Genomic DNA, 25,084 nt, shown 5'->3' on the forward strand with positions numbered 1-25,084 from the left:
TCGGCCATGGGGGACGGACGGGACGGCTGGGGGCCGTCGACGGCGATGGTCCATGCGGGGACGATGCGCTCGGGCTTTGGCGAGACGTCCGAAGCTCTCTTCCTGACGCAGGGCTTCGTCTATGAGAGCGCGGAAGCCGCCGAGGCCCGGTTCAAGGGCGACGAGCCGGGCTTCGTCTATTCGCGCTATGCCAACCCCACCGTCGAAATGTTCGAGCGCCGCATGTGCGCGCTCGAGGGCGCCGAGGCCGCCCGCGCCACCGCTTCGGGCATGGCGGCGGTCGCTTCCGCCCTGATGTGCCAGCTTTCGGCCGGCGATCATGTCGTTGCCGCGCGCGCCCTGTTCGGCTCGTGCCGCTGGATCGTCGAGAAGCTGCTGCCGCGCTACGGCGTCGCCACGACGCTGGTCGACGGCACCGACCCGGCCGCCTGGGAACGCGCCGTGCGGCCGAACACGAAGCTGTTCTTCTTCGAAAGCCCGACCAACCCGACGCTCGAAGTGATCGACATCGCCCATGTCGTCTCGGTGGCGCGGTCGTGCGGCGCGCGCACGGTCATCGACAATGTGTTCGCCACCCCGCTGCACCAGAAGCCGATCGAGCTGGGCGTCGACATCGTCGTCTATTCGACCACCAAGCACATCGACGGGCAGGGGCGCTGTCTGGGCGGCGTCGTGCTCGGGCGGCAGGACTGGATCGACGAGCATCTGCACGATTTCTTCCGTCACACCGGCCCTTCGATGAGCCCGTTCAACGCCTGGGTCATGCTGAAGGGGCTCGAGACCCTGCCGCTGCGTGTCGCCCGGCAGGCAGGCAGCGCCCGCGCGGTGGCCGATTTCCTCGCCGATCACGGCGGCGTGTCTCGCGTCGTCTATCCGGGCCGGCCCGATCACCCGCAGGCCAACATCATCCCAAGACAGATGTCGGGCGGCTCGACGCTCGTCGCCTTCGACGTCGCCGGTGGCAAGAAGGCCGCGTTCGCCTTCGAGAACGCGCTCGAGATCATCGGCATCTCCAACAATCTGGGCGACGCCAAGAGCCTGATCACCCATCCGGCGACGACCACGCACAAGAACCTGTCGGACGAGGACAGGGCCGAATTGTCGATCGGCGGCGGCACGCTGCGGCTTTCGGTCGGGCTCGAGGATACCGAGGACCTGATCGCCGACCTCGACCGGGCACTCGCCGTGGGTGGACGGCCATGATGTCACCAACGCTTGTTCCCAAATTGGGAAGATGCTAACGTTCGACATGCGCGTGATTGCCAAGCGGACGCTGATACAATTCTGGCAAAGGCACAATCAGGCGGAACAGCCCTTGCGGGCATGGTATGGCATCGCGGACAAGTCGGTTTGGAAGACGCCGCAGGACATCCGGGACACTTTCGGCAACAGCGTGGATCTTGTCGCCGACAACCGCGTCATCTTCGATATCGGCGGCAACAAATATCGTCTGATCGTGCGCGTTTCCTACGAGTATCAGAGAGTGCTGATCAAGTTCGTGGGCACGCACCGGCAATATGACAGGATCGATCCGGAGACCGTGTGATGGAAAACATTCGCCCGATCCGCAATGAGGACGACTACAATTGGGCGCTCGCCGAGATCGAGCGTTATTTCGACGATGCGCCTGAGCCGGGGACGGACGATGCCGACAGGTTCGACATCTTGGCCGACCTTATCGAGACCTATGAGAACCGTCACTGGCCAATAGAGGCGCTTGACCCAGTCGAGGCGCTGACCTGTTTCATGAAGGACACGGGTCGATCGCAAGCCGACCTTGCCAGGCTGCTGGGCTCGGCATCACGCGCGTCGGAGATACTCAATCGGAAACGGGCTTTGACCGTGGCGATGATCCACCGGCTGAACAGCGAATGGAAGATTCCCGGCGACGTCCTGATCCGGCCATATGCGATCGCAGGCCCCGGCCATCGGACCGAAAAGGGCCGGGCGGCGGGGTAGCTTTTCCTACCGCAGCGTCCTCGCCGCCAGAACGATCCGCGACAGGGCCGTGTAGAAGCAGATCGCCGCGAAGACGTAGGCGATCGTGGCGAACCATTGCGGGAAGACGCACATCAGCACGAAAACGGCCAGCGTCTCGGTCGCTTCCGCAAGGCCCGTCGTGAAGAAGATCGATTTCTCGCCATGGCTTTGGCCCTCAAGACCGTGGCGCTCGGCCATGATCGCATAGGCCAGAAAGCTCGCCCCGTTGACGTAGAAGGACAGGACCAGGACCGCGCCCGCCACCGCGTTCGCCTGCGGATCGGCCAGCACGAAGCCGACCGGGATCAGCCCGTAGAAGGCGAAATCCAGCACGATGTCCAGAAAGCCGCCATAGTCCGACTTGCCGGCGATGCGGGCGACCGGACCGTCGAGCCCGTCGCAGAGACGGCTTGCCAGCACCAGAACGAGCCCCAGCCAGAAAAATTGCGCCGCGATGGCGCCTGCCGCGGCGATGCCGATCGCAAGGCCGGCCCAGGTGACCTGGTTGGCGGAGATGCCCGCACGGGCGATCGTCGCCGCAAGGCGTTCGAGGAGGGGATCGAGCTTCGGGCGCAGCGTGCTGTCGAACATGGGGCCGGTGGGCGTTGGATTCGTGCCGGCCATACGGCATCGGCGCGCCTGCGTCACGAGGCGGGCGTCGTCGACATCATCACGACCGCTCACGTTCGCGTGCCGCCGGGGTCTTTGCGGCGCGGCCCGGTTTGGCTACATTCGCCCCATGTATCGCCAGACCACCGAAGGCATCGAAGTGACCGTGCGGCCGGACTTCCTCGACCAGGAGTCCGATCCGGACGAAGGCCGCTGGTTTTGGGCCTACACCGTCGTGATCGCCAACCATTCCGACGAGACCGTGCAGCTCGAGAGCCGCTACTGGCGCGTGACCAACGCGCTCGGCGAGGTGCAGGAGGTCAGCGGGCCCGGCGTGATCGGCGAGCAACCGGTGCTGTCGCCCGGCGACAGTTTCCAGTACACCTCCGGCTGTCCGCTGAACACGCCGTCGGGCACCATGGTCGGCCATTACATCATGCGCCGCGAGAGCGGCGAGCGGATGCGTGCGCTGATCCCGCCGTTCTCGCTCGACATGCCGAACATCGCGCGCACGCTGAACTGAAGCGCTATTCGCCCGCGATCGGGCCGGGCCGCGACGCCGGGCGCGCACGATCGCCGTAGAGCGCCGACAGGGCCCTGCGGATATCCTCGCCGATGCCGATGAAGACCGGCACCAGAAACAGCACCAGCACCGTCGCAGTCGCCAGCCCGAACACCATGGTGATCGCCATGGGCATGAGGAACTGCGCCTGCAGCGAGGTCTCGAACAGGAGCGGAATCAGGCCGCCGATCGTCGTCAGCGACGTCAGCAGCACGGCGCGGAACCGGTCGCAGCTTGCGTTCACGCACGCCTCGGCCACCGGCTCGCCGGTCGCCAGCCGCTCCTCGAGCCGCGACACCAGGATGATCGAATCGTTGACCAGGATGCCGGCGAGGCCGAGCAGGCCGATCATCGACAGGATGGTGAGCTGATAGCCCAGAAGCCAGTGGCCGATCACTGCCCCGACCACGCCGAACGGAATGATCAGCATCACCGCGAAGGGCCGGAAATAGCTGCCGAACACCCAGGCGAGAATGATGTAGATCACGCTCATGGCAACCAGCGTGCCGAGACCGAGATCGGCGAACGCGTCGCGCTGCTCCTCGCTGCGCCCGCCGAACCCGTACTCGATGCCGTACTTGCGGGCGACTGCGTCGAGCGCGCCCGATTCGACCAGTTGCTCGACGACCCCGTCGGTCGTGTTGACCGCCGCGTCGATCTCGCCGGAGACGGAAATCGTCGTCTGGCCGTTGCGGCGCTGGATCGCCGAGAATCCCTGCTGCTCGCTGAGCGTGACGATTTCGGTCAGCGGGACCAGGTTGCTCGAAGGCGATGTCAGCATCATCGAGCGCAGCATCGCCGTTCCCTGGCCCGCCGTCTGCTGGCTGACCCGGATCGTGACCTCGTCATTGCCCCGGGCGAAACGGCGCGGAACCATGCCCTCGACCGCGTTGCTCACCTGCGTGCCGACCTCGTCGAGCGTGAAGCCGAGCGCGGCGGCGCGCGGGGTCAGCGTCATCACCAGTTCGGGCTTGCCGTAGGGCAGATCGTCCTCGACCCCGGTGACGCCGGGTATCGCCGCTACGAGTTGCGTGACCTCCACCGCGGCCTGCTTGAGAACGCCGATCGACGATCCGCGCAGTTCGACATCGATGTCCGCGCCGGGCGGGCCGCCGCGCGCCTGACGGATCGCGAAGCGCCGAACCTGCGGCAGTTCGGGCGCCTCGGCCTGCCATGCCCGCACGATCTCCGGGGTGCGCACCGTACGCCGTTCGGAGATGGTGAGTTGCACCTTGATGCGGGCCAGATTGTCGCCCTGCGAACGGCCCGAGGAGCCGAGCGTCACGAACACCGCCTCGATCAGTGCCTCGTCGCCTTCGGCCAGGCTTGCCTCGGCGCGGCGCAGCGCCGCCTCGTAGGCGCGCACGGCCTCCAGCGCCTCCGCCTCAGGGGTGCCGGGATGCAGGATGACCGAGCCGGATATGTTGTCCGACTCCGGCGAGGGGAAGAAGACGAAGCCGACATGCCCGCCGGCCCGCAGACCCCAAGCAAACACCATGACCAGCCCGATGGCGATCGCCATTGACACGTAGCGCCAGTTGAAGGCGAGCCGCACCAGCCAGGCGAAGGGTCCGCGTCGGAACCAGTCGAAACCGGCATCGAAATTGCGCCGGAACCAGCCGTCCTCGGGCGCCTCGCCCGGTGCCAGTTTCCGGCCGTTGCGGCCGAACCCGACGCGCGCCGCATAGAGAACGAACTCGATCGCCATGGCCAGCAGCAGCGCCGCCGAAGCCATCGCCGCGCCGAACAGCAACGGGCTGACCTCCTGGCGCCAGGCGTCCAGTTCGGCGAGCAGCGGCAGCGAGGCGGCCACACCGCCCTCGCCGCCGGCGCGGGTGAAGAAGGCGGCGACGAACAGAACGGCGATCAGGCCGACGATGAACACCCGCCAGTGCGACCAGCGCGGCCCGGACCGGCCCTGCAGCGCGTGGCTGAGATGGCCCGGCAGGATCAGGAAGCACTCGACGATCGAGGCGATCGCCACGGCCATGACCACCATCGGCAGCACGCTGACGATCTGGCCGACCGTGTCGCCGATCAGCAGCAGCGGTGCGAACGTGGCAACGGTCGTCGCCAGCGCCGCCGAGACGGGCGTGAACATGGCGCCGACGCCGTTCTCGGCCGCCGTGACCGGATCGTCGCCCATGGCAAGCCGCGTGTCGGTGTGTTCGCCGACCACGATCGCGTCGTCGACGATGACGCCGAGCATCATGATCAGCGCGAACAGGCTCATCATGTTGATCGTCTCGCCGAACAGGAAGATCAGCCCGACGGTCGCCATCAGCGCGACCGGTATGCCCGCCGCGACCCAGATGGCGATGCGCGCATGCAGAAAGGCGAACAGGACGACGAGCACCAGCAGCAGTCCGGTCGCGCCGTTCTTGACCAGCAGCATGATGCGCTCGTTGAGCGCCTCGGCGCTCACCTCGTAGACCTGAAGGTCGAGATTGTCGGGCAGTTCGGGACGGATTTCGGCGATATAGTCCTGCAGGATCGCATTGGTGGTGAGCGTGTCTGCGGTCGCGGTCGACTGCACGTCGATCTCGATCGCCGGACGCTGGTTGGAGAAGCCCCGGATCGCGCCGTCCTCGAAGCCGTCCTCGATGGTCGCGATGTCGCCGAGCAGCAGCGTCTCACCGGTCGGCAGCGCCCGCACCTCGATCGCGCCCAGTTCGCGCGCCGTGTCCACATCGGCGATGGCGCGCAGCTGTCGCTCGATCGACCCCTCGAGGCTTCCCGAAGGCAGATCGCGGGAATTGGCGCCGATCGCGCGCGAGATGTCGGCGATGGTCAGGTCGTGTCGCCGCAATGCGCGTTCGGGCACGGTGACGCGCAGTTCCGGGTCGCGCATGCCGGTGAAGCTGACCTTGTCGATGCCCCGCTCGATCAGATCGTCGCGTATCCGGTAGGCCCAGTCGCGCACCACGGCCTCGGGCACGTCGCCGCCGATCGAAAGCGAGGCGACGCGGTCGAAGAACTGGCTCGTCGAGACCGTCGGCTCGTCGGCGCCCTCGGGCAGATTGCCGATCGCCTTGGCCGCCGCGTCCACGTCGGCGACGGCCTGCTGCATGTCGGTGCCTTCCTCGAACTCGAGCCGGATCGAGGCCGATCCCTCCCGCGCATAGGAGGTGACGTCGCCGACGCCTTCGATGAAGCGCAGTTCGGGTTCGGCAACCGCCAGAATGTTGCGCTCGACATCCTCCGCGCTCGCCCCGGACCATGCGATCGACACCGAAACCGTCGATGTCTCGATGGTCGGAAAGAACTGCGTGTTGATCCGGGCCAGCGCGAACACGCCGAACAGGATCATCAGCACCATCAGAAGGTTGGCGGCGTTCGAATGGCGCAGGAACGCGCCGATGATCGGGTGGGGAGCACCTCGTCCGGCAAGCATGGCTCAGCCGTCCTGCGCCGGATCGTCGGTCGCGGCGGCCTCGCTGCCGGGGATGGTGACCTTCAGGCCGTCCTCGACGTTCGACAGGCGCGTCGTCAGCACGCGCTCGCCGTCGCCAAGCCCGGCACCGACGATCACGTCGTTGCCGTCGAACGCGACGATCTCGACGTCGCGGCGGGCGAGCCGGCCGTCCTCGATCACATACATCGTCCCGGCATCGTAGAGCGCCGTTTCGGGCAGGCGCACCGCGTTCTCGTAGAGCCGGTCGGGCACGGAGACGGCGACGAAAGCGCCCGGCCGAATCTGCACCGGCGCCTCGCTCTCGGCAATCCGCGCGAAGACGTCGACGCCGCCGCGGTCTGCGGCGATGTCAGCGCCGATCCGTTCGACCCGCGCCGTGTAATCATAGTCGACATTGCCGACTGTCCATGTCAGCGACACCTGTCGTCCGATCAGCGGATCGGCGTCGGTGGCGATGCGGCCATATTGCGCGTCGGTCAGCGTGAAGCGCACATCGAGCGCGCTGTCGTCATACATGGCGACCGCCACATCGTTGGCCGCAACGATCCGGCCGGTCTCGACGGTCGAGGAGCGGATCACCCCGGCAAAGGGCGCACGCACGGCGCTGTCGCCGAGGTTGCGCTCGGCGCGGCGAACGCCCAGTTCCTGCCGGGCAAGAACGGCGCGCTGCTGGTCCAGTCGCGCCTCTTCGATGGCGAGGTTGTTGACGCGCTGCGAGACGGCCTGCTGGCGCTGCGAGACCACCAGCGTCCGGTCCTCGACCTGCTTGGCGGTCAGCGTGCCGTTGGCCCGCAGCTGTTCGGCCCGCTCGAGGTCGCTGCGCGCCAGCGCGAGCTGTTCGCGCGCGCTTTCGAGCTGCGCCTGCTCGGAGACGAGCCGCGCCTCGATCTCGGCCACGGTCGCTTCGGTCTGCGCCAGGTTCGCGCGGGCCTCGGCCAGTGCCACCTCCACATCGAACGGATCGATGGCGAAGAGGAGTTCGCCCTGTTCGACCCGGTTGCCGGCCGACAGCGCCGGGTTGATCTCGACGATCTCGCCGGAAACCGGCGGGCGGATGTCGATGGCCCGCGCCGCCGTCACCTCGCCGAAGACATCGACGCGCGGCCGCTGGTCGCGGACCTGCGCGGTCATGGCCTCGACCGGCACCGAGACTTCCGGCCGTGGCCGGGCGGTCCGTTCGGGTGCGGCGGCAATCAGCCGTTCCATGACCAGATAAGCGCCGGCCAGCACCGCGACCATCAGGACGATCTGAAGCACGGCGCGCGCCGTCGTCGCGAGCGGGCGCCGCTTCGGGCGCTCGGCGACATCGGGACCATCGTCGACGATCTGGTTTTCCCGGACGGTTTTCAGCATCGGTGCGCCTTTCACGCAGACCTTATTGGCCGGCGCTGCCACGACAAGTTAACTCTTCGTCATAAACGCGGGCCGCGCCGGCCGTGCCTGACCGACCGGAAACGCCCCGCAGCCCGCCGAGGATCAGTCTTCGGTGCGGAAGGTATAGACGGTCGAGCAGAACTCGCAGGTGATCGTGATCGTGCCGTCGGTCTCGGCTTCGGCCTTGTCGGCGTCCGAGAGCGACTCGAGAACGGCGGCCACCTTCTCGCGCGAGCAGGTGCACCGCTCGCCGATCGCCTGCGGATCGTAGACACGCACGCCGCGCTCGTGGAACAGCCGGAACAGCAGCCGGTGCACGCCGACGCCCTCGTCGATCAATTCGTCGTCGTCGATGGTGGCGAGCAGCGCCTTGACCTCCGCCCAGGCGTCGTCGTCCTCCAGCGCGTGGATTTCGGCCCCTTCGGGGGCATCGCCCGGATGAAGGTCGGCGTGCCGCATGCGTTCGGGCGCCTCGGGCAGGAACTGCGCGACGATGCCGCCGGCGCGCCAGGACTGCTCGACCGAACCGTCGGCGGCGCGCGTGGAGAGCCGGCCCACGGCGAGCCGCACCTCGGTGGGGATCTGCTCGGACTGGCGGAAATAGTTGCGCGCGATCTCCTCGAGCGAGGCGCCATCGAGCTCAACGATGCCCTGATAGCGCTGCATGTGCGCACCCTGATCGACAGTCAGCGCCAGCGTGCCGTGGCCGAGCAGGTCCTCTGGCAGGGCCTGGCCGGCCGCTTCGGCGGCGGCGACTTCTTCGGCGTCGAACCGCGCATAGCCGCGGACCGCGCCGGGCGTGACGAAATCGACCACCAGCAGCGAGACCGGTCCGTCGGTCTGCGCCTGGACGATGAACTTGCCCTCGAACTTCAGCGAGGAGCCGAGCAGCACGGTGAGCACGGCCATCTCGCCGAGCAGCCGCGCGACGGGCTCGGGATAGGCGTGACGCGACAGGATCGCGTCGAGCGCGTCGCCAAGAAGCACGGCGCGGCCGCGCGCATCCAGCGCATCGACCTGGAACGGCACCACGGCATCGAGGCCGACGGGCATCGGGTCCGCCGGCTGGTCAAATCCGGCCGGCGTTGAGGAGATATCGGACATCGTGTCGTCTTTCGTTTGCTCGCTCAGAGCGTCTCGCCCAGACACCAGGCGATGATCGCCTTCTGGACGTGCATCCGGTTCTCGGCCTCGTCCAGGACCACCGACTGCGGACCGTCGATGACGTCGTCCGTGACTTCCTCGCCGCGATGGGCCGGCAGGCAGTGCATGAACAGCGCGTCGGGTCTGGCGTGCGCCATGAGCGCCTGATTGACCTGATAGGGCATGAACACATTGTGGCCGCGGGCACGTTCTTCCTGGCCCATCGAGACCCAGGTGTCGGTGACAACGGCGTCGGCATCGCGCACGGCCACTTCCGGATCGTGGGTGACGGAGACCTTGCCGCCATGGCCGCGCGCCCACTCCATATAGGAACGATCGGGTTCGTTGCCAGCGGGCACCGCGACCGCCAGTTCGAAGCCGAACCGGGCGCTGGCCTCGATCATCGAATGCAGCACGTTGTTGCCGTCGCCGGACCAGGCGACGCGCTTGCCGGCGATGGCGCCGCGATGCTCCTCGAAGGTCATCACGTCGGCCATGATCTGGCAGGGGTGGGTGGCGTCGGTCAGGGCGTTGATCACCGGCACGGTCGCCGCGTCGGCCAGTTCCTTCAGCCGATCATGGGCATGCGTGCGGATCATGATGATGTCGACATAGCGCGACAGCACGCGGGCCGTGTCGGCGATCGTCTCGTCGCGGCCAAGCTGCATCTCGCCGCCGGTCAGCATGATCGTCTCTCCGCCGAGCTGGCGCATGCCGACATCGAACGACACGCGCGTGCGTGTCGACGGCTTCTCGAAGATCATCGCCAGCGCCTTGCCTTCGAGCGGCTTACCGGCCGTGCCCGCCCTGAGCGCGGCCTTGCCGGCCCGGGCCCCGTCGACGATGGCGCGCAGCTGGTCCGCTTCGACGGCGGAAAGATCTAGGAAATGGCGAGCACTCATGTCGGCACCGGATGGCGGGTTGGCGGGGAAACGGCTCAGGCCGCGTGGCTGGCCGACAGGCCGCGCGCGGCGGCCTCGAGGCGCGAGATGCCCTCGGCGATCTCCGCGTCGGTGGCGATCAGCGGGGGCAGGATGCGGATGACATTGTCTCCGGCGGGAACGACAAGCATGTGACCGTCAAACAATGCCGCAACGACCTGCGTGTTCGGCAGGGCGCATTGAAGGCCGGCCATCAGCCCGGTGCCGCGCACCTCGGTGAAGACGTCCGGGAACTGGTCGACCAGACCGTGCAGGCCCTGCTTGAGCCTCAGGGCGCGGCGTTCGACCGTTTCGAGGAACCCGTCCGCCAGCATCACGTCGAGCACGGCATTGCCGACGGCCATCGCCAGCGGATTGCCGCCATAGGTGGTGCCGTGCACGCCCGGCACCATGCCGCTTGCGGCATCCTCGGTGGCGAGGCACGCACCGACCGGAAAACCGCCGCCGAGCGCCTTGGCCGAGGCCATGATGTCCGGCGTGACGCCTGCATGCTCGTGCGCGAACAGCCGCCCCGTCCGCCCCATGCCGCACTGGATCTCGTCGAAGATCAGCAGCAGGCCGTGCTCGTCGCACAGCGCCCGCAACTCGCGCAGCGTCTGCTCGGAAACGACGCGAATGCCGCCCTCGCCCTGGATCGGCTCGATCAGGATCGCCGCCGTCGTCTCGGTGACGGCGGCCCTGGCGGCCTCGATGTCCGCGAACGGCACCTGCACGAAGCCGGGCGCCTTGGGGCCGAAGCCCTCCAGATATTTCGCCTGGCCGCCGGCGGCGATCGTCGCCAGCGTCCGGCCGTGGAAGGCGCCCTCGAATGTGATGATGTCGACGCGCCCGGGCTCGCCGCGCACGTGGAAATAGCGGCGCGCGGTCTTGATCGCGCATTCGATCGCCTCGGCGCCCGAATTGGCGAAGAAGACCCGGTCGGCGAAGGTCGCCTCGCAAAGCCGGTCGGCAAGCCGTGTCTGGCCCGGGATCTCGTAAAGGTTCGACGTGTGCCAGAGCTTTTTCGCCTGCTCGGTGAGCGCCTCGACCAGATGGGGATGGGCGTGGCCCAGCGCGTTCACCGCGATGCCGCTGCCGAAGTCGAGATAAGCGGCGCCCGCCACGTCGTGCAGCCAGACGCCTTCGCCGCGTTCGACGGTGAGCGGCGCGCGCTTGTAGGTATCGAACAGGGGCATGTGCGTGTTCATGACCGGAACCTGCGAACATTGCCGGCGATGGTCGCCAAACGAAAATGCCGCCCATTGCGAGCGGCCCGTCATGCATAGTCGGGCGCCGGCGTTTCGTCAATTGCGCCGCAAACAAGCCGCCACCCGGCGGGTCCACAGAAGCTTTTGGGCGGTTGGCCAAACTGGGGATAAAGGGAAAAATCGATTCAGTCCCCGTTGGCGACTCTTGAACAGGAGTCAACCGCTATTGTAGCTTGAGCGGACGGAGCAGGACGCCCCGCAGAATATCGTTCCCAGGTCGCGCGTAGGTTCGCCGGTCCTTCCCAGTGAGACCGAGCAACAGGTCCGGATTCTGCGTATGGAAATGGAGACGATCGTGAGCTGGACTGACGAACGTGTTGAATTGCTTAAGAAACTCTGGGCGGACGGTCTGAGCGCAAGCCAGATCGCGGCCAAGCTCGGCGGTGTCAGCCGCAACGCGGTGATCGGCAAGGTGCACCGTCTCAAGCTTTCGGGCCGCGCCAAGAGCACCAAGAGCAGCGCACCGCGGCCGAAACGGACGACCGCGCCGCCGCGGGTCGCCGGCGCCGTCCACCAGGGCGGTGGAACGCGTACGAGCGCCTATGGCGGGTCGACCGTGCGCGGCGGCACGGCCGTATCGCGCGGCATGACGGCGACCGCGCTCAAGCAGAGCCCGGACGCCGAGGCGCTGGTCGCGCCGGACCTTCGGCCGATCGAGGACGTGGTCGTTCCGATCGCCAAGCGTCTGCCGCTGACCGAGTTGAGCGAGAATACCTGCAAGTGGCCCTATGGCGATCCGCTGACGGACGAGTTCTACTTCTGCGGTCATTCGACCGAGGAGAAGTCACCCTATTGCAAGTATCACGGCAAGCTGGCCTTCCAGCAGAACGAGCGCAGGAGACCGCGCTGACACAGAGCTTCTCCCCAAAAACAATGGCGTAACAGATTGGCCGTGGCGACCCCGCCGCGGCCTTTTGTTTGTCTGCCTGGAAAATGCCGGGAGGGTTGCCGTGTCCGACCGGGTCCGCAAAGGCGGAAAGCGCTCTCAGTTGCCCTCGAGCGCGTAGCCGGCGCCGCGCACGGTGCGGATCGGGTCGCGCAGCCGGCCATAATTGATCGACTTGCGCAGCCGGCCGATATGCACGTCGACCGTGCGGTCGTCGACATAGATGTTCTCGCCCCAAACGCCGTCGAGCAGCTGGCCGCGCGAGAAGACCCGACCCGGCGCCTGCAGGAAGAACTCGAGCAGGCGGAATTCGGTCGGACCCAGCTTGATCTCGCGGCCGTTGCGGTAGACCCGATGGGTCTCCCGGTCGAGTTCGATGTCGCCGACCTTGAGCAGGGAGGCGACGATTTCCGGCCGCGCGCGGCGCAGCATCGCCTTGACGCGGGCCATCAGTTCCGGCGTCGAGAACGGCTTGACCACATAGTCGTCGGCACCCGTCGACAGGCCGCGAATGCGCTCGCTTTCCTCGCCCCGCGCGGTCAGCATGATGATCGGAAGGCGCTGCGTCTCGGTGCGCGCGCGCAGGCGCCGGCACAGCTCGATGCCGCTCAGGCCCGGCAGCATCCAGTCCAGGATCAAAAGGTCGGGCGGCGTCTCCTGCAGGGCGATCTCGGCCTCGTCGCCGCGCAGCACCGTGCTGACCTTGTAGCCTTCCGATTCCAGATTGTAGCGAAGGAGGACGCTCAGTGCTTCCTCGTCCTCGGCGACCATGATCGTGGGTGTCGCACTCATGGCTGTCGTCTTCCGTCAGTAATCTCGACCCTAGTCGTCCTCGTTCGGGTCCACGCTGATGCGGTGGCTCTTGTCTTCCTTGGGCCGGTAGGGCGGCATCTTCTCGCCTTCCACCATGTAGTAGACCGCCTCGGCGATGTTGGTGGCATGGTCGCCGATGCGTTCGATGTTCTTGGCGCAGAACAGAAGGTGCGTACAGGTCGTGATGTTGCGCGGATCTTCCATCATGTAGGTGAGAAGCTCGCGGAACAGCGAGGTGTACATCGCGTCGATCTCGTCGTCGCGATCGCGGATCATCGACAGCTTGTCGGTCGACCGCGTGCCGTAGGCGTCGAGCACCTCCTTGAGCTGGGCCAGCGCCAGTTCGCACAGATGGTCGATGCCGCGCGCCAGGCGCACGCCGTGGCTGCCCTCGTTGATCGCCTCGACGCGCTTGGCGATGTTCTTGGCCAGATCGCCGATCCGTTCGAGATCGGTCGAGATGCGGATCGCCGCGAACACCTCGCGCAGGTCGCTGGCGACCGGCTGACGCTGGGCGATGACGAGCACCGACTTGTCGTCGATCAGCGCCAGCGCCTCGTCGAGCACCAGATCATCGGTGATGACCCGACGCGCGAGCTGGCGGTCGTTCTCGACCAGCGAGCGGACGGCCTGCTCCAGCATGCGCTCGGCGTGACCGCCCATTTCGGCGATCTTGTGCGCCAGGAAGCTCATGTCTTCCTCGAACGCGGTGACGGTGTGCTGTGACATCATGGCGGGTCCGCTCGGGTCGGTGTTTTCGGGTTGTTCGTCCATCTCAGCCGAAGCGTCCCGTAATGTAGTCCTGCGTGCGCTTTTCGGACGGGTTGGTGAACATCGTTTCGGTATCGTCGACTTCGACCAGTTCGCCCAAATGGAACATGGCGGTGCGCTGCGACACGCGCGCGGCCTGCTGCATGGAGTGGGTGACGATCGCGATCGTGTAGTTCTGGCGCAGCTCGTCGATCAGCTCCTCGACGATGGCCGTGGCGATCGGGTCGAGCGCCGAGCAGGGCTCATCCATCAGGATGACCTCTGGCGACACGGCGATGGCGCGCGCGATGCAAAGGCGCTGCTGCTGACCGCCCGAAAGGCCCGTGCCGGGCTCCAGCAGCCGGTCCTTGACCTCCTCCCACAGGCCGGCGCCGCGCAGGCTGGCCTCGACCACCTCGTCCAGTTCGGCCTTGTTGCGGGCCAGGCCGTGAATGCGCGGGCCGTAGGAGACGTTCTCGTAGATCGACTTGGGGAACGGGTTCGGCTTCTGGAAGACCATGCCGACCCGCGCGCGCAGTTCGACCACGTCGACGTTCGGATCGTAGACGTCCTCCTCGTCGAGCGTGATCTCGCCGGTCACGCGGCAACCCTCGATCGTGTCGTTCATCCGGTTCAGGCAGCGCAGATAGGTCGACTTGCCGCAACCGGACGGGCCGATCAGCGCGGTCACCTGCCGTTCGCGGATCTCGAGGTTCACGTCGATGATGGCCTGCTTCTCGCCGTAGAAGACGTTGACGTTCCTGCCATTCATCTTGACCGGGAATTCGTTGGATCCGGCCACCGCCGCGCTGGTATCGGCGAAGCCCTGTTCGGTGTCGACTTTCATGTCCGTGGTCCTCATGTTCGTTACCACCGGCGCTCGAAGCGGCGGCGCAGGATGATCGCCGTGATGTTCATCACCGCCAGGAACCCGAGAAGGATGATGATCGCGCCCGACGTGCGCTCGACGAAGGCGCGTTCGGCCTGGTTCGACCACATGTAGATCTGCACCGGCAGGGCCGTGGACGGATCGAACGGCGTGGCCGGATAGTCGGCGACGAACGCGACCATGCCGATCAGCAGCAGCGGCGCGGTCTCGCCCAGCGCCGTCGCCAGGCCGATGATGGTTCCGGTCAGGATGCCGGGCGCGGCGAGCGGCAGCACATGGTGGAAGACGGTCTGCATCTTCGAGGCGCCGACGCCGAGCGCCGCGTCGCGGATCGACGGCGGCACCGCCTTCAGCGCGGCGCGCGTGGCGATGATGATGGTCGGCAGCGTCATCAGCGTCAGCACCAGACCGCCGACGATCGCCGCCGATCGCGGCAGGCCGACGAAGTTGATGAAGACGGCAAGGCCCAGTAGTCCGTAGACGATCGACGGTACCGCGGCGAGGTTGTTGATGTTCACCTCGATGATGTCGGTCAGCCTGTTCTTGGGCGCGAATTCCTCAAGATAGATGGAGGCCGCCACGCCGATCGGCAACGCCAGGACCAGGACGATCAGCATCATGTAGAACGAGCCCACGATTGCAACGCCCATGCCGGCGGTCTCTGGGCGGCTGGAGGCGCCGTTGACGAACAGGCCGGTGTTGAACCGCTGCTGCAGGACATTGTCCTCGGCAAGCTGGTCCATGTACGCGACCTGACGGTCGTTGACGCGCCGCCGGCTTTCGTCGATCGACAGATCGAACTGCCCCTTGAAGGCCGAATCGACGTCGCCATGCGCGAGCACCCAGACCGGCTGCGTCGTGCCGATGATGTCGGGGTTGCTTATCACCATGTCCCGAAGCTGTGTCCGCACGCCTTGCGACAGGAGCGCGTTCGCGTCGCGCTGGGCGTCGCTGTCGTCCTCGCCGATGCCGAGCTCGTCGTACAGTGCCCTTTGCGCCAGCAGCGGGTAGTTGGCCGTCAGCATCGCCATCGAGCTCGTGTCGCGCCCGCCGTCGGGATCGATCACCTGCTCGTCGAAATTGATGTTGAGCTGGATGCTCGTCTGCCGGAAGGCGGTGTAGCCGTCCATGATGATCGAGGCGAGCAGCAGGAAAAGGAACAGAAGGCCAAGGCCGATGGCGATCAGCCCGTAGGCGCGGAAGCGGCGCTCGGCGGCGTACCGGCCCTTCAGGCCGATGTCGCGGCGCCCCGTCTTGCGGGCGGGCGCAGTCTTCCCGGACGTCAGCGTGGCGTCGGTCATTCGTACTGCTCCCGGTACTTGCGGACGATGTAGAGCGCGTAGACGTTCAGCGCCAGCGTGATGAAGAACAACGTGATGCCGAGCGCGAAGGCGACCAGCGTCTGCGGGGAGGTGAACTCGAGGTCGCCGGTGAGCTGGCTGACGATCTTCACCGTCACCGTCGTCATCGGTTCGAACGGATTGATGGTCAGGTTGGCGGCGATGCCGGCGGCCATGACCACGATCATCGTCTCGCCGATCGCCCGCGAGGCGGTCATCAGGAGCGCGCCGACGACGCCGGGCAGCGCGGCGGGCAGGATCACCCGTTTGACGGTTTCGGACCGCGTGGCGCCGAGGCCGAGCGAGCCGTCGCGCATCGAGCGCGGCACTGCGCTGATGATGTCGTCGGACAGCGAGGAGACGAACGGGATCAGCATGATCCCCATCACGAGGCCCGCCGTGAGCACGGACTGCGCCGAGATGAACCCGCTGACATCACCGGTGGCGATGCCGCTGATCTGCGCGGAAAGATCGCGCAGGAACGGGCCAACCGTGATCAGCGCGAAGAAGCCGTAGACGATCGTCGGGATGCCGGCGAGCACTTCCAGCAGCGGCTTGGCGATCGCGCGGAAGCGCGGACCGGCATATTCGGACATGTAGACGGCGGCGAACAGGCCGATCGGCACCGCGACGAGCATCGCGACGAAGGCGATGTAAAGCGTGCCGGCAAGCAGCGGGATCAGGCCGAACTGACCGGCGGCGTCGGGATCCTCGGCGTTGGCGAAGCGCGGATCCCACACCGTGCCGAAGAAGAAGTCCTGCGGCGGCACCTCGGAGAAGAAGCGTCCGGTCTCCGACAGCATCGAAAGGACGATGCCGATGGTCGTCAGGATGGCGACGGTCGATGCGAGGACGAGACCGGCATGGATGACGCCCTCGACCCGGTTGCGCGCCCGCAGCCGGGCCCTGATCTGGATGAAGGCGAGTGCGAATCCGCCAAACGACAGGCCCAGAACGAGGATCGAGCGCCACAGGCGGCTCGTGTCGGTCAGGCGGTTGAGAAGCTGGGCCGAGCCGATCATCCAGTCCTCGCCCTCGCCGGCGAGGGCCACGCCCTTTTCGGCGAGCAGCGGGCGCAGGCGGACGAAGCCCGCCGTGGCCTGCGTCATCTCCTGTTCGGTCAGAAGGCGCAGGCCGCGTGCGATCGATTCGACCATGTTGACCGCCAGCCCCTGCTGGGTCGGCGACATGTCGATGCGTTCGTTGGCGGGGATCGAGGCCTGGATCTGGTTCTCGATGACGACCGGCGCGGTGAAGACCCACGCCGCGAGCACGAGAAGGGCGGGAATGGTGGCCCAGATCAGAACGTACGATCCGTAATATCCGGGACGGGAATGAAGCTTGGACGTCTCGCCGGCGACCACGTTGCGCGAGCGCGCCGCGCCCACCAGATAGCCGACCGCACCCAGAACGAGCACGATCGTTACGAGCAATGCGACAGACATGCCAAGCCAACCCCGGTTCTCAGCGTCGCGTCATGCCTGAGGCGGCTGCGCGGACGTCGGTTCTTATTCGGGCTCCGGCCGGCCATCGGGGCCGAAGCGGGATGACGCGGCCGTAGCCGCGTCATCGATGTGTGCCGGACGCGGACCCTTAAAGGGTTTCGCCGGACTCGAAGCCTTCGCGGACGGCTTCACGCTCTTCTTCCGGCGCGGCCACCAGGCCGTAGTCGGACAGCGGGCTGTTCGGGCCGATCATCGCGTCGGAGGTGAAGAAGGCCACATACTCGCGCAGGCCCGGAATGACGTCCAGGTGAGCCTTCTTGACGTAGAAGAACAGCGGACGCGAGACCGGGTATTCGCCCGAGGCGATCGACTCGGTCGACGGGGTCACGCCGCTCATCGTGGCGACCTTCAGCTTGTCGGTGTTGTTTTCGTAGAAGGCCAGGCCAAACACGCCCATGCCTTCCTTGTTGGCGTCGATGCGGGCGAGGGTCTCGGTGTAGTCACCGTCGATGTCGACCGCAGCGCCGTCCTTGCGGACCGCGTAGCAGTTCTCTTCGGCGGTGTCCTCGTCCATGCCGGCATCCATGCGGGCCTGCATGTCGCCGGCTTCTTCACAGCCGACCAGCAGCACCTTTTCCTCGAACACTTCACGGGTGCCGTGCTTTTCGCCCGGGATGTAGGCGGCGATGTCCCAATCGGGGAAGTCGGGGTTCACGTCGGCCCAGGTTTCGTTCGGGTTGTCGACCAGTTCGCCGTCGACGGTGATCTGCGCGGCCAGGGCCTTGTAGACGTCGATCGGCTCGAGCGCGAAGTCCGGGCCGTTGATGTCGGTGGCGAAGACGATGCCGTCATAACCGATCCGGATTTCCTGGATTTCGGTGACGCCGTTGTTGGCGCACTCTTCGACTTCGCTGTCGCGGATCTGGCGCGAAGCGTTGGCGATGTCGATGAACTCGGTGCCGACGCCGCGGCAGAATTCCTTCAGGCCGGCCGACGAACCGCCCGACTCGACGATCGGCGTGGGGAAGTCGGGGAAGGTCTCGCCGAAGTTCTCGGCAACGATCGTGGCGTAGGGAAGAACGGTCGAAGAGCCGGCGATCTGCACCTGATCGCGCGCCTGGGCGGCGGTCGTCAGCGCAGTTGCGCCAAGGGCTGCAACGAGTGCAACTTTCAAGGATTTCATGGGTAACTCCCGATAGGGCTCGTGTCCAAAATGCCGCAAGGCGGCCGTGGCTGCCAACTAGGGCTGGCGGGCCTCGTTGTAGCGGCCCCGCGATGTGGCTTTTATGACAGGCGTGAAACAGTTTTGTGACAGTTCAACTGTCTGTTTCTACAGTATTTTCCATTTTCCGGATCGGCTTTTCCGGTGTCAGGGCGGGAATTGTGACAAGCACCGTCGTGCCTTCGCCCGGCCGTGAGCGGATCGTCAGGCGTCCCTCGTGGCGGGTGACGATGTGCTTGACGATCGCAAGACCGAGACCGGTCCCCTGCTTGCCGCGGCTGGTTTCCACGTCGACCCGGTAGAACCGCTCGGTCAGGCGCGGCAGATGTTCCTCGGCGATGCCCGGCCCGTGGTCCCGGACCTCGACCGCGATCGCGGCCAGTCCGCCAAGCTCGGCCGGCCGGGCGGTGATGTCGATGCGCTTGCCGTCGCCGCCATACTTGATCGCGTTCTCGACCAGATTGTCGAACAGCTGGATCAGCTCGTCGCGGCTGCCATGCACCTCGCATCGGGCCCCGGGAACCGAGGCGCGGTCGAAGGCGATGGTGATGTCGTCGCGCGCGGCCACGGGCTGGAAGGCGCCGACGACATGGACGAGCGCATCGATCAGGTCGACGCGGGCGAAGTCGGACCGGCCCAGCGCGGTCTCGAAGCGGCTCAGGGAGAGAAGGTCGTCGATCAGCCGGGACATCCGCTCGGCCTGCTCGTGCATGATCGCCAGGAAGCGGTCGCGGGCGGCGGCATCGTCGCGCGCCGGTCCCGACAGGGTCTCGATGAAGCCGGCGAGCGAGGCCAGCGGCGTGCGCAGCTCGTGGCTGGCATTGGCGATGAAGTCCGTGCGCATCCGCTCGGCGCGGCGCACCTCGGAAAGGTCGCGGAAGTGGACGAGGAAGTCGCGCTGGCCCTCGCCGACGCGCGGCAGTGCGGCGATCGACACCAGGAACCAGTGTTCGCGCGGGGTCCGCTCGACCAGTTCGACCGGCGCCGGCGAGCCGCCCGCGAGCGCCGACTGTATCATGTCGAGCACTTCGGGCGACCGGTACCGGATCAGCACCGAGGTGCCCGGCTGCATGGAGCCGAGCACGCGCCGATATTGCGCGTTGGCGTGGCGCACCGTGCCGCGCCGGTCGATCAGCAGCAGCGGATCGGGGATGCCGTCGAGCGCGGCGCCGTAGAGACTGACCTCCTGGCGCAGCGCACCGCCGGCGCCGGCCGCCGCGCGGCGCCGCTCGGAGATGGTGCGCACCGGCGCGAAGGCGCTGACCAGCACCATGATCGCGCCGAGGACGGCGAACTGCCCCGTCGTGATGTGGCCGCCTACGACGAGCGCGCCGAACAGGAACAGCGCGGCGCCAAGCGGGAACCGGTTGGAGACGAGGCGTCGGCGCATTCCGGCCATCCGGCTTGCCCAGTTCGGTTTGTCGTCGTCGGGATGCATCGCGTACCTGCAGCGCCGGAAAGGCTAACCCTGATTATGGCGCAACGGCGCCCAACGGAAGCCGGTTTGTTGCGACCGGGCCGCTTGCATTGCGCCGGCGCCGGGTTAGCGTGCGCCCTGTTGCATGGTGATGACAAGGTGTGGCGCGGGGGCGCCGCAGGAAGGGGCGATATGACAGCACTGGACGTGGAGTATGGACGGCAGATCGAGGTGGACGTCGAAGGCGAAACGCGCGTGTTCGATATCGACGATCCGGACCTGCCGGACTGGGTGGACGATCGCGACCTGATCGCCGGCGGCTATCCCTATGACGACAAGATGGACGGCGACCTCTACGACGAACAGCTGCGCGCCCTGCAGGAACAGCTCGTCCAGCTCCAGGGCCACATGCAGCGGACCGGCGAGCGGATCATCGCGCTGTTCGAGGGCCGCGACGCGGCCGGCAAGGGCGGGACGATCAGCCGCTTCCGCCAATATCTCAATCCGCGTCACGCGCGTGTCGTCGCCCTGCCCAAGCCGTCCGACCGCGAGCGCGGCCAATGGTACTTCCAGCGCTATGTCGACCATTTCCCCACCGAAAGCGAGATCGTCGCCTTCGACCGCTCCTGGTACAATCGCGGCGGCGTCGAGCCGGTGATGGGGTTCTGCACGACCGAGCAGCACACCGCCTTCCTCGGCGACGCGCCCAACTTCGAGCGCATCATCGTCGACGAGGGCATCCACTTCTTCAAGCTGTGGCTGAACATCGGCCGCGAGACCCAGCTCAAGCGGTTCCACGACCGCCGCCATTCCACGCTCAAGCACTGGAAGCTGTCGGACATCGACATCATCGGCATGCACAAATGGGACGACTACACGCGTGCCCGCAACCAGATGATCGCGGCGACGCACACCCGCCACGCGCCATGGACGGTGGTCCGCTTCAACGACAAGCGGCGCGGCCGCATCGCGGTGCTCCGGCACATCCTGCGGGCGATCGAGTTCGACGGTCGCGACCTCGAGGCGATCGGCGAGCCCGATCCCAACATCATCGGCGATGGCCTGGAGATGCTCGACGACTGAGCGTCCGCTACTCGGCGGCTGCGGGCCTGATCCGCGCCGAGAGCAGATTGACCGCCCGGTCGCCGCCCTCGATGTCGGTCTGCAGGATGACGAAGCCGGGCTCGCGCGGCGCCGAGCCCTGCGGCAGGTCGACATGGAAAAGGAACTCGGTCTCGGCCTGGTCGACGTTGAAACGCCGCCGGCCGCAATCGCCGAGCGGCCCGAACTCGCAGGTCACCGACATCTGCGTCGGCTCGCCGTCGTCCGAGCGCGCGCGCAGGCTGATCTGGACACGGCCGCCGGCCAGCCGCTGCAGCACGCCGGGCGGCACGTCGATATAGACGCGACCTTCGCCGCCGGGCGTGATCAGGCGCGCATAGTCGCCGAACGGGTCGCTCTCGATCGAGGCGGTGGCCCCGCCCTCGAGCCGCAGCACGGCCGGGTCGGCGGGATCGAAAAGCTGCACCCACTCGCCGTCTCCGCGCGTTTCGTTCGCCCGTTGCGGCGCGGTCGCCGTACCCGGGTCGCGGCCGGCGAAGTCCTCGCCCTCGATCTGCGGCGGCGGATTGCGCACCGACGTGTCGCGCGCCTCCTGGCTGACGAACGCGCCCGAGGTGAACACCCACCAGAGCCCGCCGAACACCAGCGCAACGGCGACGACGACCGCGAAGATCGTCGCGAACGGCCCGCGATCGGTACGCAGCGGCGATCGGCGCACGGGCGGCGCGCGTTCGGCGCGCACCGCTTCGGCCTCGCGCCGGCGGGCATCGGGGCGCGCCTCGACATAAAGATGATCACCGCCTGCCTGGCCGGCGCCCGCGGCGGGCGATACCGGATCGTCGGCGGCAGGGGCGTCGATCCGGGGTTCGGGCGGGCCGAGATCGGGTGCCGGGCTGACGGCCGGGGCGGGCTCGGGCGTCTGGCGTCGCGGTTCGGGATCGATCGGTGGCACCACATCGTCGGCGCGGCGTGCCGGCGTCTCGACGGGAGGGGGCGCTGGCGGCGCAATGTCCGCCGGATCGACCGGCGCGCCGGCGCCCCGCAACTCGGTCTCCACGGTCCGGATCGCCTCGCCCAGCCTGCGTGTCTGTTCGTCGAGCCGTTCCGGGGTGGCCTCGTTGCGCTCGGTCAGCGAGCGCCGCATCGCCGTGGCGGCCGCCTCGTAGACCCGCCGGCGAAAGGCGGGGTCGGTTGCGTCGCCCTTTTCGAGCGCCCTGCGCAACGCTTGTTCGAGGCTGTTCACCGTCGCGATCCCCATCCACTCGCTCGGCCGGCGGCGTTCGGGCCGCGTGTCTTCATTGGCCATGACACAATTGCGGGACACTGAAAAGCCCGCGGCCGAAGCGCCCCACAGGGCGTTTTCGCGGCCAAATCCGGCTTGAACCGGCGAATGCGGCCACATTTCGGCGCGCCAAAGCCGGCATGCCTTGCACGGTGGCGCAAACCTGATAGAGCTTACGTTTACGAAAACGTCAAAAAATCGAGCGTCTCATGGCCCTGCCCGATATCCTCAAGACGAACCTGCGGCTGCCCGTCGTCGCTGCGCCGATGTTTATCCTGTCGCATCCGCCGATGGTTCTGGCCCAGTGCAAGGCGGGCATCGTCGGATCGTTCCCGGCGCTGAACGCGCGGCCCGAAAGCCAGCTTGACGAGTGGCTCGCCCAGATCACCGAGGAACTGGCGACGCACGACAAGGCCAATCCGGACCGGCCCGCCGCGCCTTTCGCGGTCAACCAGATCGTTCACACCTCCAACACGCGCCTCGAGCACGATCTGCGCATGTGCGTGAAGTACAAGGTGCCGATCGTCATCTCCTCGCTTGGAGCGGTGCCGGAGGTCAACGAGGCGATCCATTCCTATGGCGGCATCGTGCTGCACGACGTGATCAACAACCGCCACGCCAATTCGGCGATCCGCAAGGGCGCCGACGGGCTGATCGCGGTCGCCGCGGGCGCGGGCGGTCATGCCGGCCCGCTGTCGCCGTTCGCGCTGGTGCAGGAGATCCGGCAATGGTTCGACGGCCCGCTCTTGCTGTCCGGCTCGATCGCCACCGGCGGCGCGGTTCTGGCGGCCGAGGCGATGGGCGCGGACATGGCCTATATCGGCTCGCCCTTCATCGCCACCGACGAGGCGCGCGCCGTCGACGACTACAAGCAGATGGTCGTCGACTGCGAGGCCAAGGACATCGTCTATTCGAACTATTTCACCGGCATCTCGGGCAACTATCTCAAGCCTTCCATCGAAAAGGCCGGCATGGATCCCGACGACCTGCCGCAGGCCGATCCGTCCAAGATGGACTTCTCGCAGGCGACCGGCGCCAAGGCATGGAAGGACATCTGGGGTTGCGGCCAGGGCATCGGCGCGGTCAGGGCCGTCCGCCCGGTCGCCGACTATGTCGACCAGCTCGACGCCGAATACCGCGCCGCCCGGACTGCGCTTTGCGGCGGGGCGTCGACGCCGTAGCGTCCGGCCGCCATCCTTCAACCGACCGTTCCCCCTGTCGACGTCGCGCGGTCTTCGCGGTTGGCGACGCGCGGGCGTGCACGCCCTTCTTCGTCCAACGGCGCATATGAATATAAGCCAAGTTTGATATAGATCATGCTCCACGGTCGCCGATCCGGCTATCAGGACGGCGGGACAACACGTTCGGGAGGATGACATGGCTTTCGAAATCGGGCGGCGTCAGTTTCTGACCGCCGCGCTCGGCTCATCGGCGCTGACCTATGGCGCGGTGCGCGCGCGTCCCGTCAGCGCGCAGGTGGCAACGTCGGCGAAGATCGTCATCATCGGCGCGGGCGCGGCCGGCGCGTCGCTCGCCAACCGCCTTTCGGCGCGCCTTGACGGCGCCGAGATCACCATCATCGACGCGCGCAAGCGCCATCTCTACCAGCCCGGCTTCACGCTCATCGCGGCCGGGCTCAAGCCATCGGGCTACTCGGTCAGCGGCACGTCCGACTGGCTGCCCCGCTCGGTCAACTGGATCGAGGAGGGCGCCGCCGAGATCGACCCGGAGGCGAAGACCGTGACCACCGACAGCGGCACCACGGTCGGCTATGACTATCTTGTCGTCGCCGCGGGACTGAAGCTCAACTACGACCAGATCGAGGGCATGGACGTCAGCCTGATCGGCAAGGACGGCATCGGCTCGGTCTATGCGAGCCCCGAGGCGGCCGAGGCCACGTGGCGCCAAATGGACCGGTTCACCGACGAGGGCGGCGTCGGCCTGTTCACCCGGCCGGCGACCGAGATGAAATGCGCCGGCGCGCCGCTCAAATACACCTTCCTCACGGACGACTATGCGCGCCGCAAAGGCAATCGCGGTAAGACCGAAATCGTCTATGCGGCCCATTCGAAATCGCTGTTCGGCGTGCCGATCGTCAACGAGAAGGTGCGCATGCTCTATGACGAGCGCGGCTTCGACACGCGCTACGAGCATGTGATGAAGGCGATCGATCCGGGCCGCAAGGTGGCCACCTTTGCGACCCCCGAGGGCGATCAGGAAATCCCGTTCGATTTCACCAACGTCATCCCGCCGATGAGCGCACCTGACGTGGTGCGCAACTCGCCGTTGCCATGGGCCGACAAATGGGTCGGCGAGGGCTATGTCGAGGTCGATCCCTTTACGCTGCGCCATCGCCGCTATCCGGAGGTGTTCGCAGCCGGCGATGTCGCCGGCGTGCCCAAGGGCAAGACGGCGGCGTCGGCCAAGTGGCAGGTGCCGGTCGTCGAGGACCAGCTCGTCGCGCAGATCGAGGGCAGGGAGGGCGAGGAGGTCTACAACGGCTATACCTCGTGCCCGCTGATCACCCGCGTCGGCCGGGCCATGCTGATCGAGTTCGACTACGACAACAACCTCGTGCCCTCATTCCCCGGCGTGATCGCGCCGCTCGAGGAACTGTGGGTCTCGTGGTTGATGAAGGAGATCGCGCTCAAGGCGACCTACAACGCCATGCTGCGCGGCCGGGCCTGAGCGAAAAGGAGGAGCAGGA

General features: G+C 66.9%; 22 protein-coding genes. 8 read left to right on the forward strand and 14 right to left on the reverse strand.

Annotated elements, in window-relative coordinates:
* Window positions 1-6: 6 nt before the first annotated feature.
* From E0E05_RS01925 to E0E05_RS01935, 3 genes are read left to right on the forward strand one after another with little or no spacing between them, the layout of a single operon-like run.
* Window positions 7-1,203 (forward strand): O-succinylhomoserine sulfhydrylase, encoded by a 1,197-nt coding sequence (locus tag E0E05_RS01925; RefSeq protein WP_131615163.1) that lies wholly within the window; start codon window positions 7-9, stop codon window positions 1,201-1,203.
* A gap of 46 nt (window positions 1,204-1,249) precedes the next feature.
* Window positions 1,250-1,546 (forward strand): type II toxin-antitoxin system HigB family toxin, encoded by a 297-nt coding sequence (locus E0E05_RS01930; protein WP_131617852.1) that lies wholly within the window; start codon window positions 1,250-1,252, stop codon window positions 1,544-1,546.
* The gene (locus E0E05_RS01935) at window positions 1,546-1,959 is read left to right on the forward strand and encodes a helix-turn-helix domain-containing protein (protein WP_131615164.1); all 414 of its coding nucleotides are present in this window, start codon (window positions 1,546-1,548) and stop codon (window positions 1,957-1,959) included. The genes E0E05_RS01930 and E0E05_RS01935 overlap by 1 nt, the downstream gene beginning before the upstream one ends.
* Window positions 1,960-1,965: 6 nt before the next feature.
* On the opposite strand, the gene E0E05_RS01940 is transcribed toward E0E05_RS01935, so the two are convergent.
* Window positions 1,966-2,571 (reverse strand): CDP-alcohol phosphatidyltransferase family protein, encoded by a 606-nt coding sequence (locus E0E05_RS01940; RefSeq protein ID WP_131615165.1) that lies wholly within the window; start codon window positions 2,569-2,571, stop codon window positions 1,966-1,968.
* 148 nt (window positions 2,572-2,719) lie between these two features.
* Here E0E05_RS01940 and apaG point away from each other — a divergent pair, with 148 nt between their 5' ends.
* Window positions 2,720-3,112 (forward strand): Co2+/Mg2+ efflux protein ApaG, encoded by a 393-nt coding sequence (apaG, locus tag E0E05_RS01945; RefSeq protein ID WP_131615166.1) that lies wholly within the window; start codon window positions 2,720-2,722, stop codon window positions 3,110-3,112.
* A gap of 4 nt (window positions 3,113-3,116) precedes the next feature.
* On the opposite strand, the gene E0E05_RS01950 is transcribed toward apaG, so the two are convergent.
* The 5 genes from E0E05_RS01950 to E0E05_RS01970 form a co-directional block, all read right to left on the reverse strand.
* A complete protein-coding gene (locus tag E0E05_RS01950; RefSeq protein ID WP_131615167.1) occupies window positions 3,117-6,545 on the reverse strand; it encodes an efflux RND transporter permease subunit in 3,429 nt (1,142 codons plus the stop codon).
* Between the two features lie 3 nt (window positions 6,546-6,548).
* A complete protein-coding gene (locus tag E0E05_RS01955) occupies window positions 6,549-7,919 on the reverse strand; it encodes an efflux RND transporter periplasmic adaptor subunit (RefSeq protein ID WP_131615168.1) in 1,371 nt (456 codons plus the stop codon).
* 123 nt (window positions 7,920-8,042) lie between these two features.
* Window positions 8,043-9,044, reverse strand: a complete 1,002-nt coding sequence (locus tag E0E05_RS01960) for an Hsp33 family molecular chaperone (protein WP_428977587.1) — start codon at window positions 9,042-9,044, stop codon at window positions 8,043-8,045.
* Between the two features lie 23 nt (window positions 9,045-9,067).
* On the reverse strand, window positions 9,068-9,985 hold the full coding sequence (gene argF / locus E0E05_RS01965) for an ornithine carbamoyltransferase (RefSeq protein ID WP_131615169.1): 918 nt from the start codon (window positions 9,983-9,985) through the stop codon (window positions 9,068-9,070).
* Between the two features lie 35 nt (window positions 9,986-10,020).
* On the reverse strand, window positions 10,021-11,211 hold the full coding sequence (locus tag E0E05_RS01970; RefSeq protein ID WP_131615170.1) for an aspartate aminotransferase family protein: 1,191 nt from the start codon (window positions 11,209-11,211) through the stop codon (window positions 10,021-10,023).
* 355 nt (window positions 11,212-11,566) lie between these two features.
* On the opposite strand from E0E05_RS01970, the gene E0E05_RS01975 reads away from it, so the two are divergent.
* Entirely contained in the window at window positions 11,567-12,121 is a 555-nt protein-coding gene (locus E0E05_RS01975) for a GcrA family cell cycle regulator (RefSeq protein ID WP_131615171.1), read from the forward strand.
* Window positions 12,122-12,256: 135 nt separating this feature from the next.
* Here the strand turns inward: E0E05_RS01975 and phoB are convergent, their stop codons facing one another.
* From phoB to E0E05_RS02010, 7 genes are all read right to left on the reverse strand, one after another.
* Window positions 12,257-12,949, reverse strand: a complete 693-nt coding sequence (phoB, locus tag E0E05_RS01980; protein ID WP_131615172.1) for a phosphate regulon transcriptional regulator PhoB — start codon at window positions 12,947-12,949, stop codon at window positions 12,257-12,259.
* A gap of 30 nt (window positions 12,950-12,979) precedes the next feature.
* Complete coding sequence (phoU, locus tag E0E05_RS01985; protein ID WP_131615173.1) at window positions 12,980-13,702, reverse strand: phosphate signaling complex protein PhoU; 723 nt, start codon at window positions 13,700-13,702, stop codon at window positions 12,980-12,982.
* A gap of 43 nt (window positions 13,703-13,745) precedes the next feature.
* Window positions 13,746-14,492, reverse strand: a complete 747-nt coding sequence (gene pstB / locus E0E05_RS01990) for a phosphate ABC transporter ATP-binding protein PstB (protein ID WP_244598024.1) — start codon at window positions 14,490-14,492, stop codon at window positions 13,746-13,748.
* Window positions 14,493-14,587: 95 nt separating this feature from the next.
* The gene (gene pstA / locus E0E05_RS01995) at window positions 14,588-15,910 is read right to left on the reverse strand and encodes a phosphate ABC transporter permease PstA (RefSeq protein WP_131615175.1); all 1,323 of its coding nucleotides are present in this window, start codon (window positions 15,908-15,910) and stop codon (window positions 14,588-14,590) included.
* Window positions 15,907-17,394, reverse strand: coding sequence for a phosphate ABC transporter permease subunit PstC (pstC, locus tag E0E05_RS02000; protein WP_131615176.1), 1,488 nt, complete (start codon window positions 17,392-17,394; stop codon window positions 15,907-15,909). Before pstC ends, pstA begins: the two co-directional genes overlap by 4 nt.
* A gap of 148 nt (window positions 17,395-17,542) precedes the next feature.
* On the reverse strand, window positions 17,543-18,577 hold the full coding sequence (locus E0E05_RS02005; RefSeq protein WP_039730541.1) for a substrate-binding domain-containing protein: 1,035 nt from the start codon (window positions 18,575-18,577) through the stop codon (window positions 17,543-17,545).
* Window positions 18,578-18,710: 133 nt separating this feature from the next.
* Window positions 18,711-20,006, reverse strand: coding sequence for an ATP-binding protein (locus tag E0E05_RS02010; RefSeq protein WP_244597874.1), 1,296 nt, complete (start codon window positions 20,004-20,006; stop codon window positions 18,711-18,713).
* A 219-nt stretch (window positions 20,007-20,225) separates the two neighbouring features.
* On the opposite strand from E0E05_RS02010, the gene ppk2 reads away from it, so the two are divergent.
* Window positions 20,226-21,116 carry a polyphosphate kinase 2 gene (ppk2, locus tag E0E05_RS02015; protein WP_131615178.1) on the forward strand — a complete coding sequence of 297 codons (891 nt, stop codon included), beginning with the start codon at window positions 20,226-20,228 and terminating at the stop codon, window positions 21,114-21,116.
* A gap of 7 nt (window positions 21,117-21,123) precedes the next feature.
* On the opposite strand, the gene E0E05_RS02020 is transcribed toward ppk2, so the two are convergent.
* The gene (locus E0E05_RS02020; RefSeq protein ID WP_131615179.1) at window positions 21,124-22,401 is read right to left on the reverse strand and encodes a hypothetical protein; all 1,278 of its coding nucleotides are present in this window, start codon (window positions 22,399-22,401) and stop codon (window positions 21,124-21,126) included.
* A gap of 185 nt (window positions 22,402-22,586) precedes the next feature.
* Here E0E05_RS02020 and E0E05_RS02025 point away from each other — a divergent pair, with 185 nt between their 5' ends.
* Both E0E05_RS02025 and E0E05_RS02030 read left to right on the forward strand, forming a co-directional pair.
* A complete protein-coding gene (locus E0E05_RS02025; RefSeq protein ID WP_131615180.1) occupies window positions 22,587-23,558 on the forward strand; it encodes an NAD(P)H-dependent flavin oxidoreductase in 972 nt (323 codons plus the stop codon).
* Between the two features lie 196 nt (window positions 23,559-23,754).
* Window positions 23,755-25,065: an NAD(P)/FAD-dependent oxidoreductase gene (locus E0E05_RS02030; protein WP_131615181.1), complete on the forward strand. Its 1,311-nt coding sequence runs from the start codon at window positions 23,755-23,757 to the stop codon at window positions 25,063-25,065.
* Window positions 25,066-25,084: the final 19 nt, after the last annotated feature.

The sequence above is a fragment of the Roseitalea porphyridii genome, assembly GCF_004331955.1.
Lineage (GTDB): Bacteria > Pseudomonadota > Alphaproteobacteria > Rhizobiales > Rhizobiaceae > Roseitalea > Roseitalea porphyridii.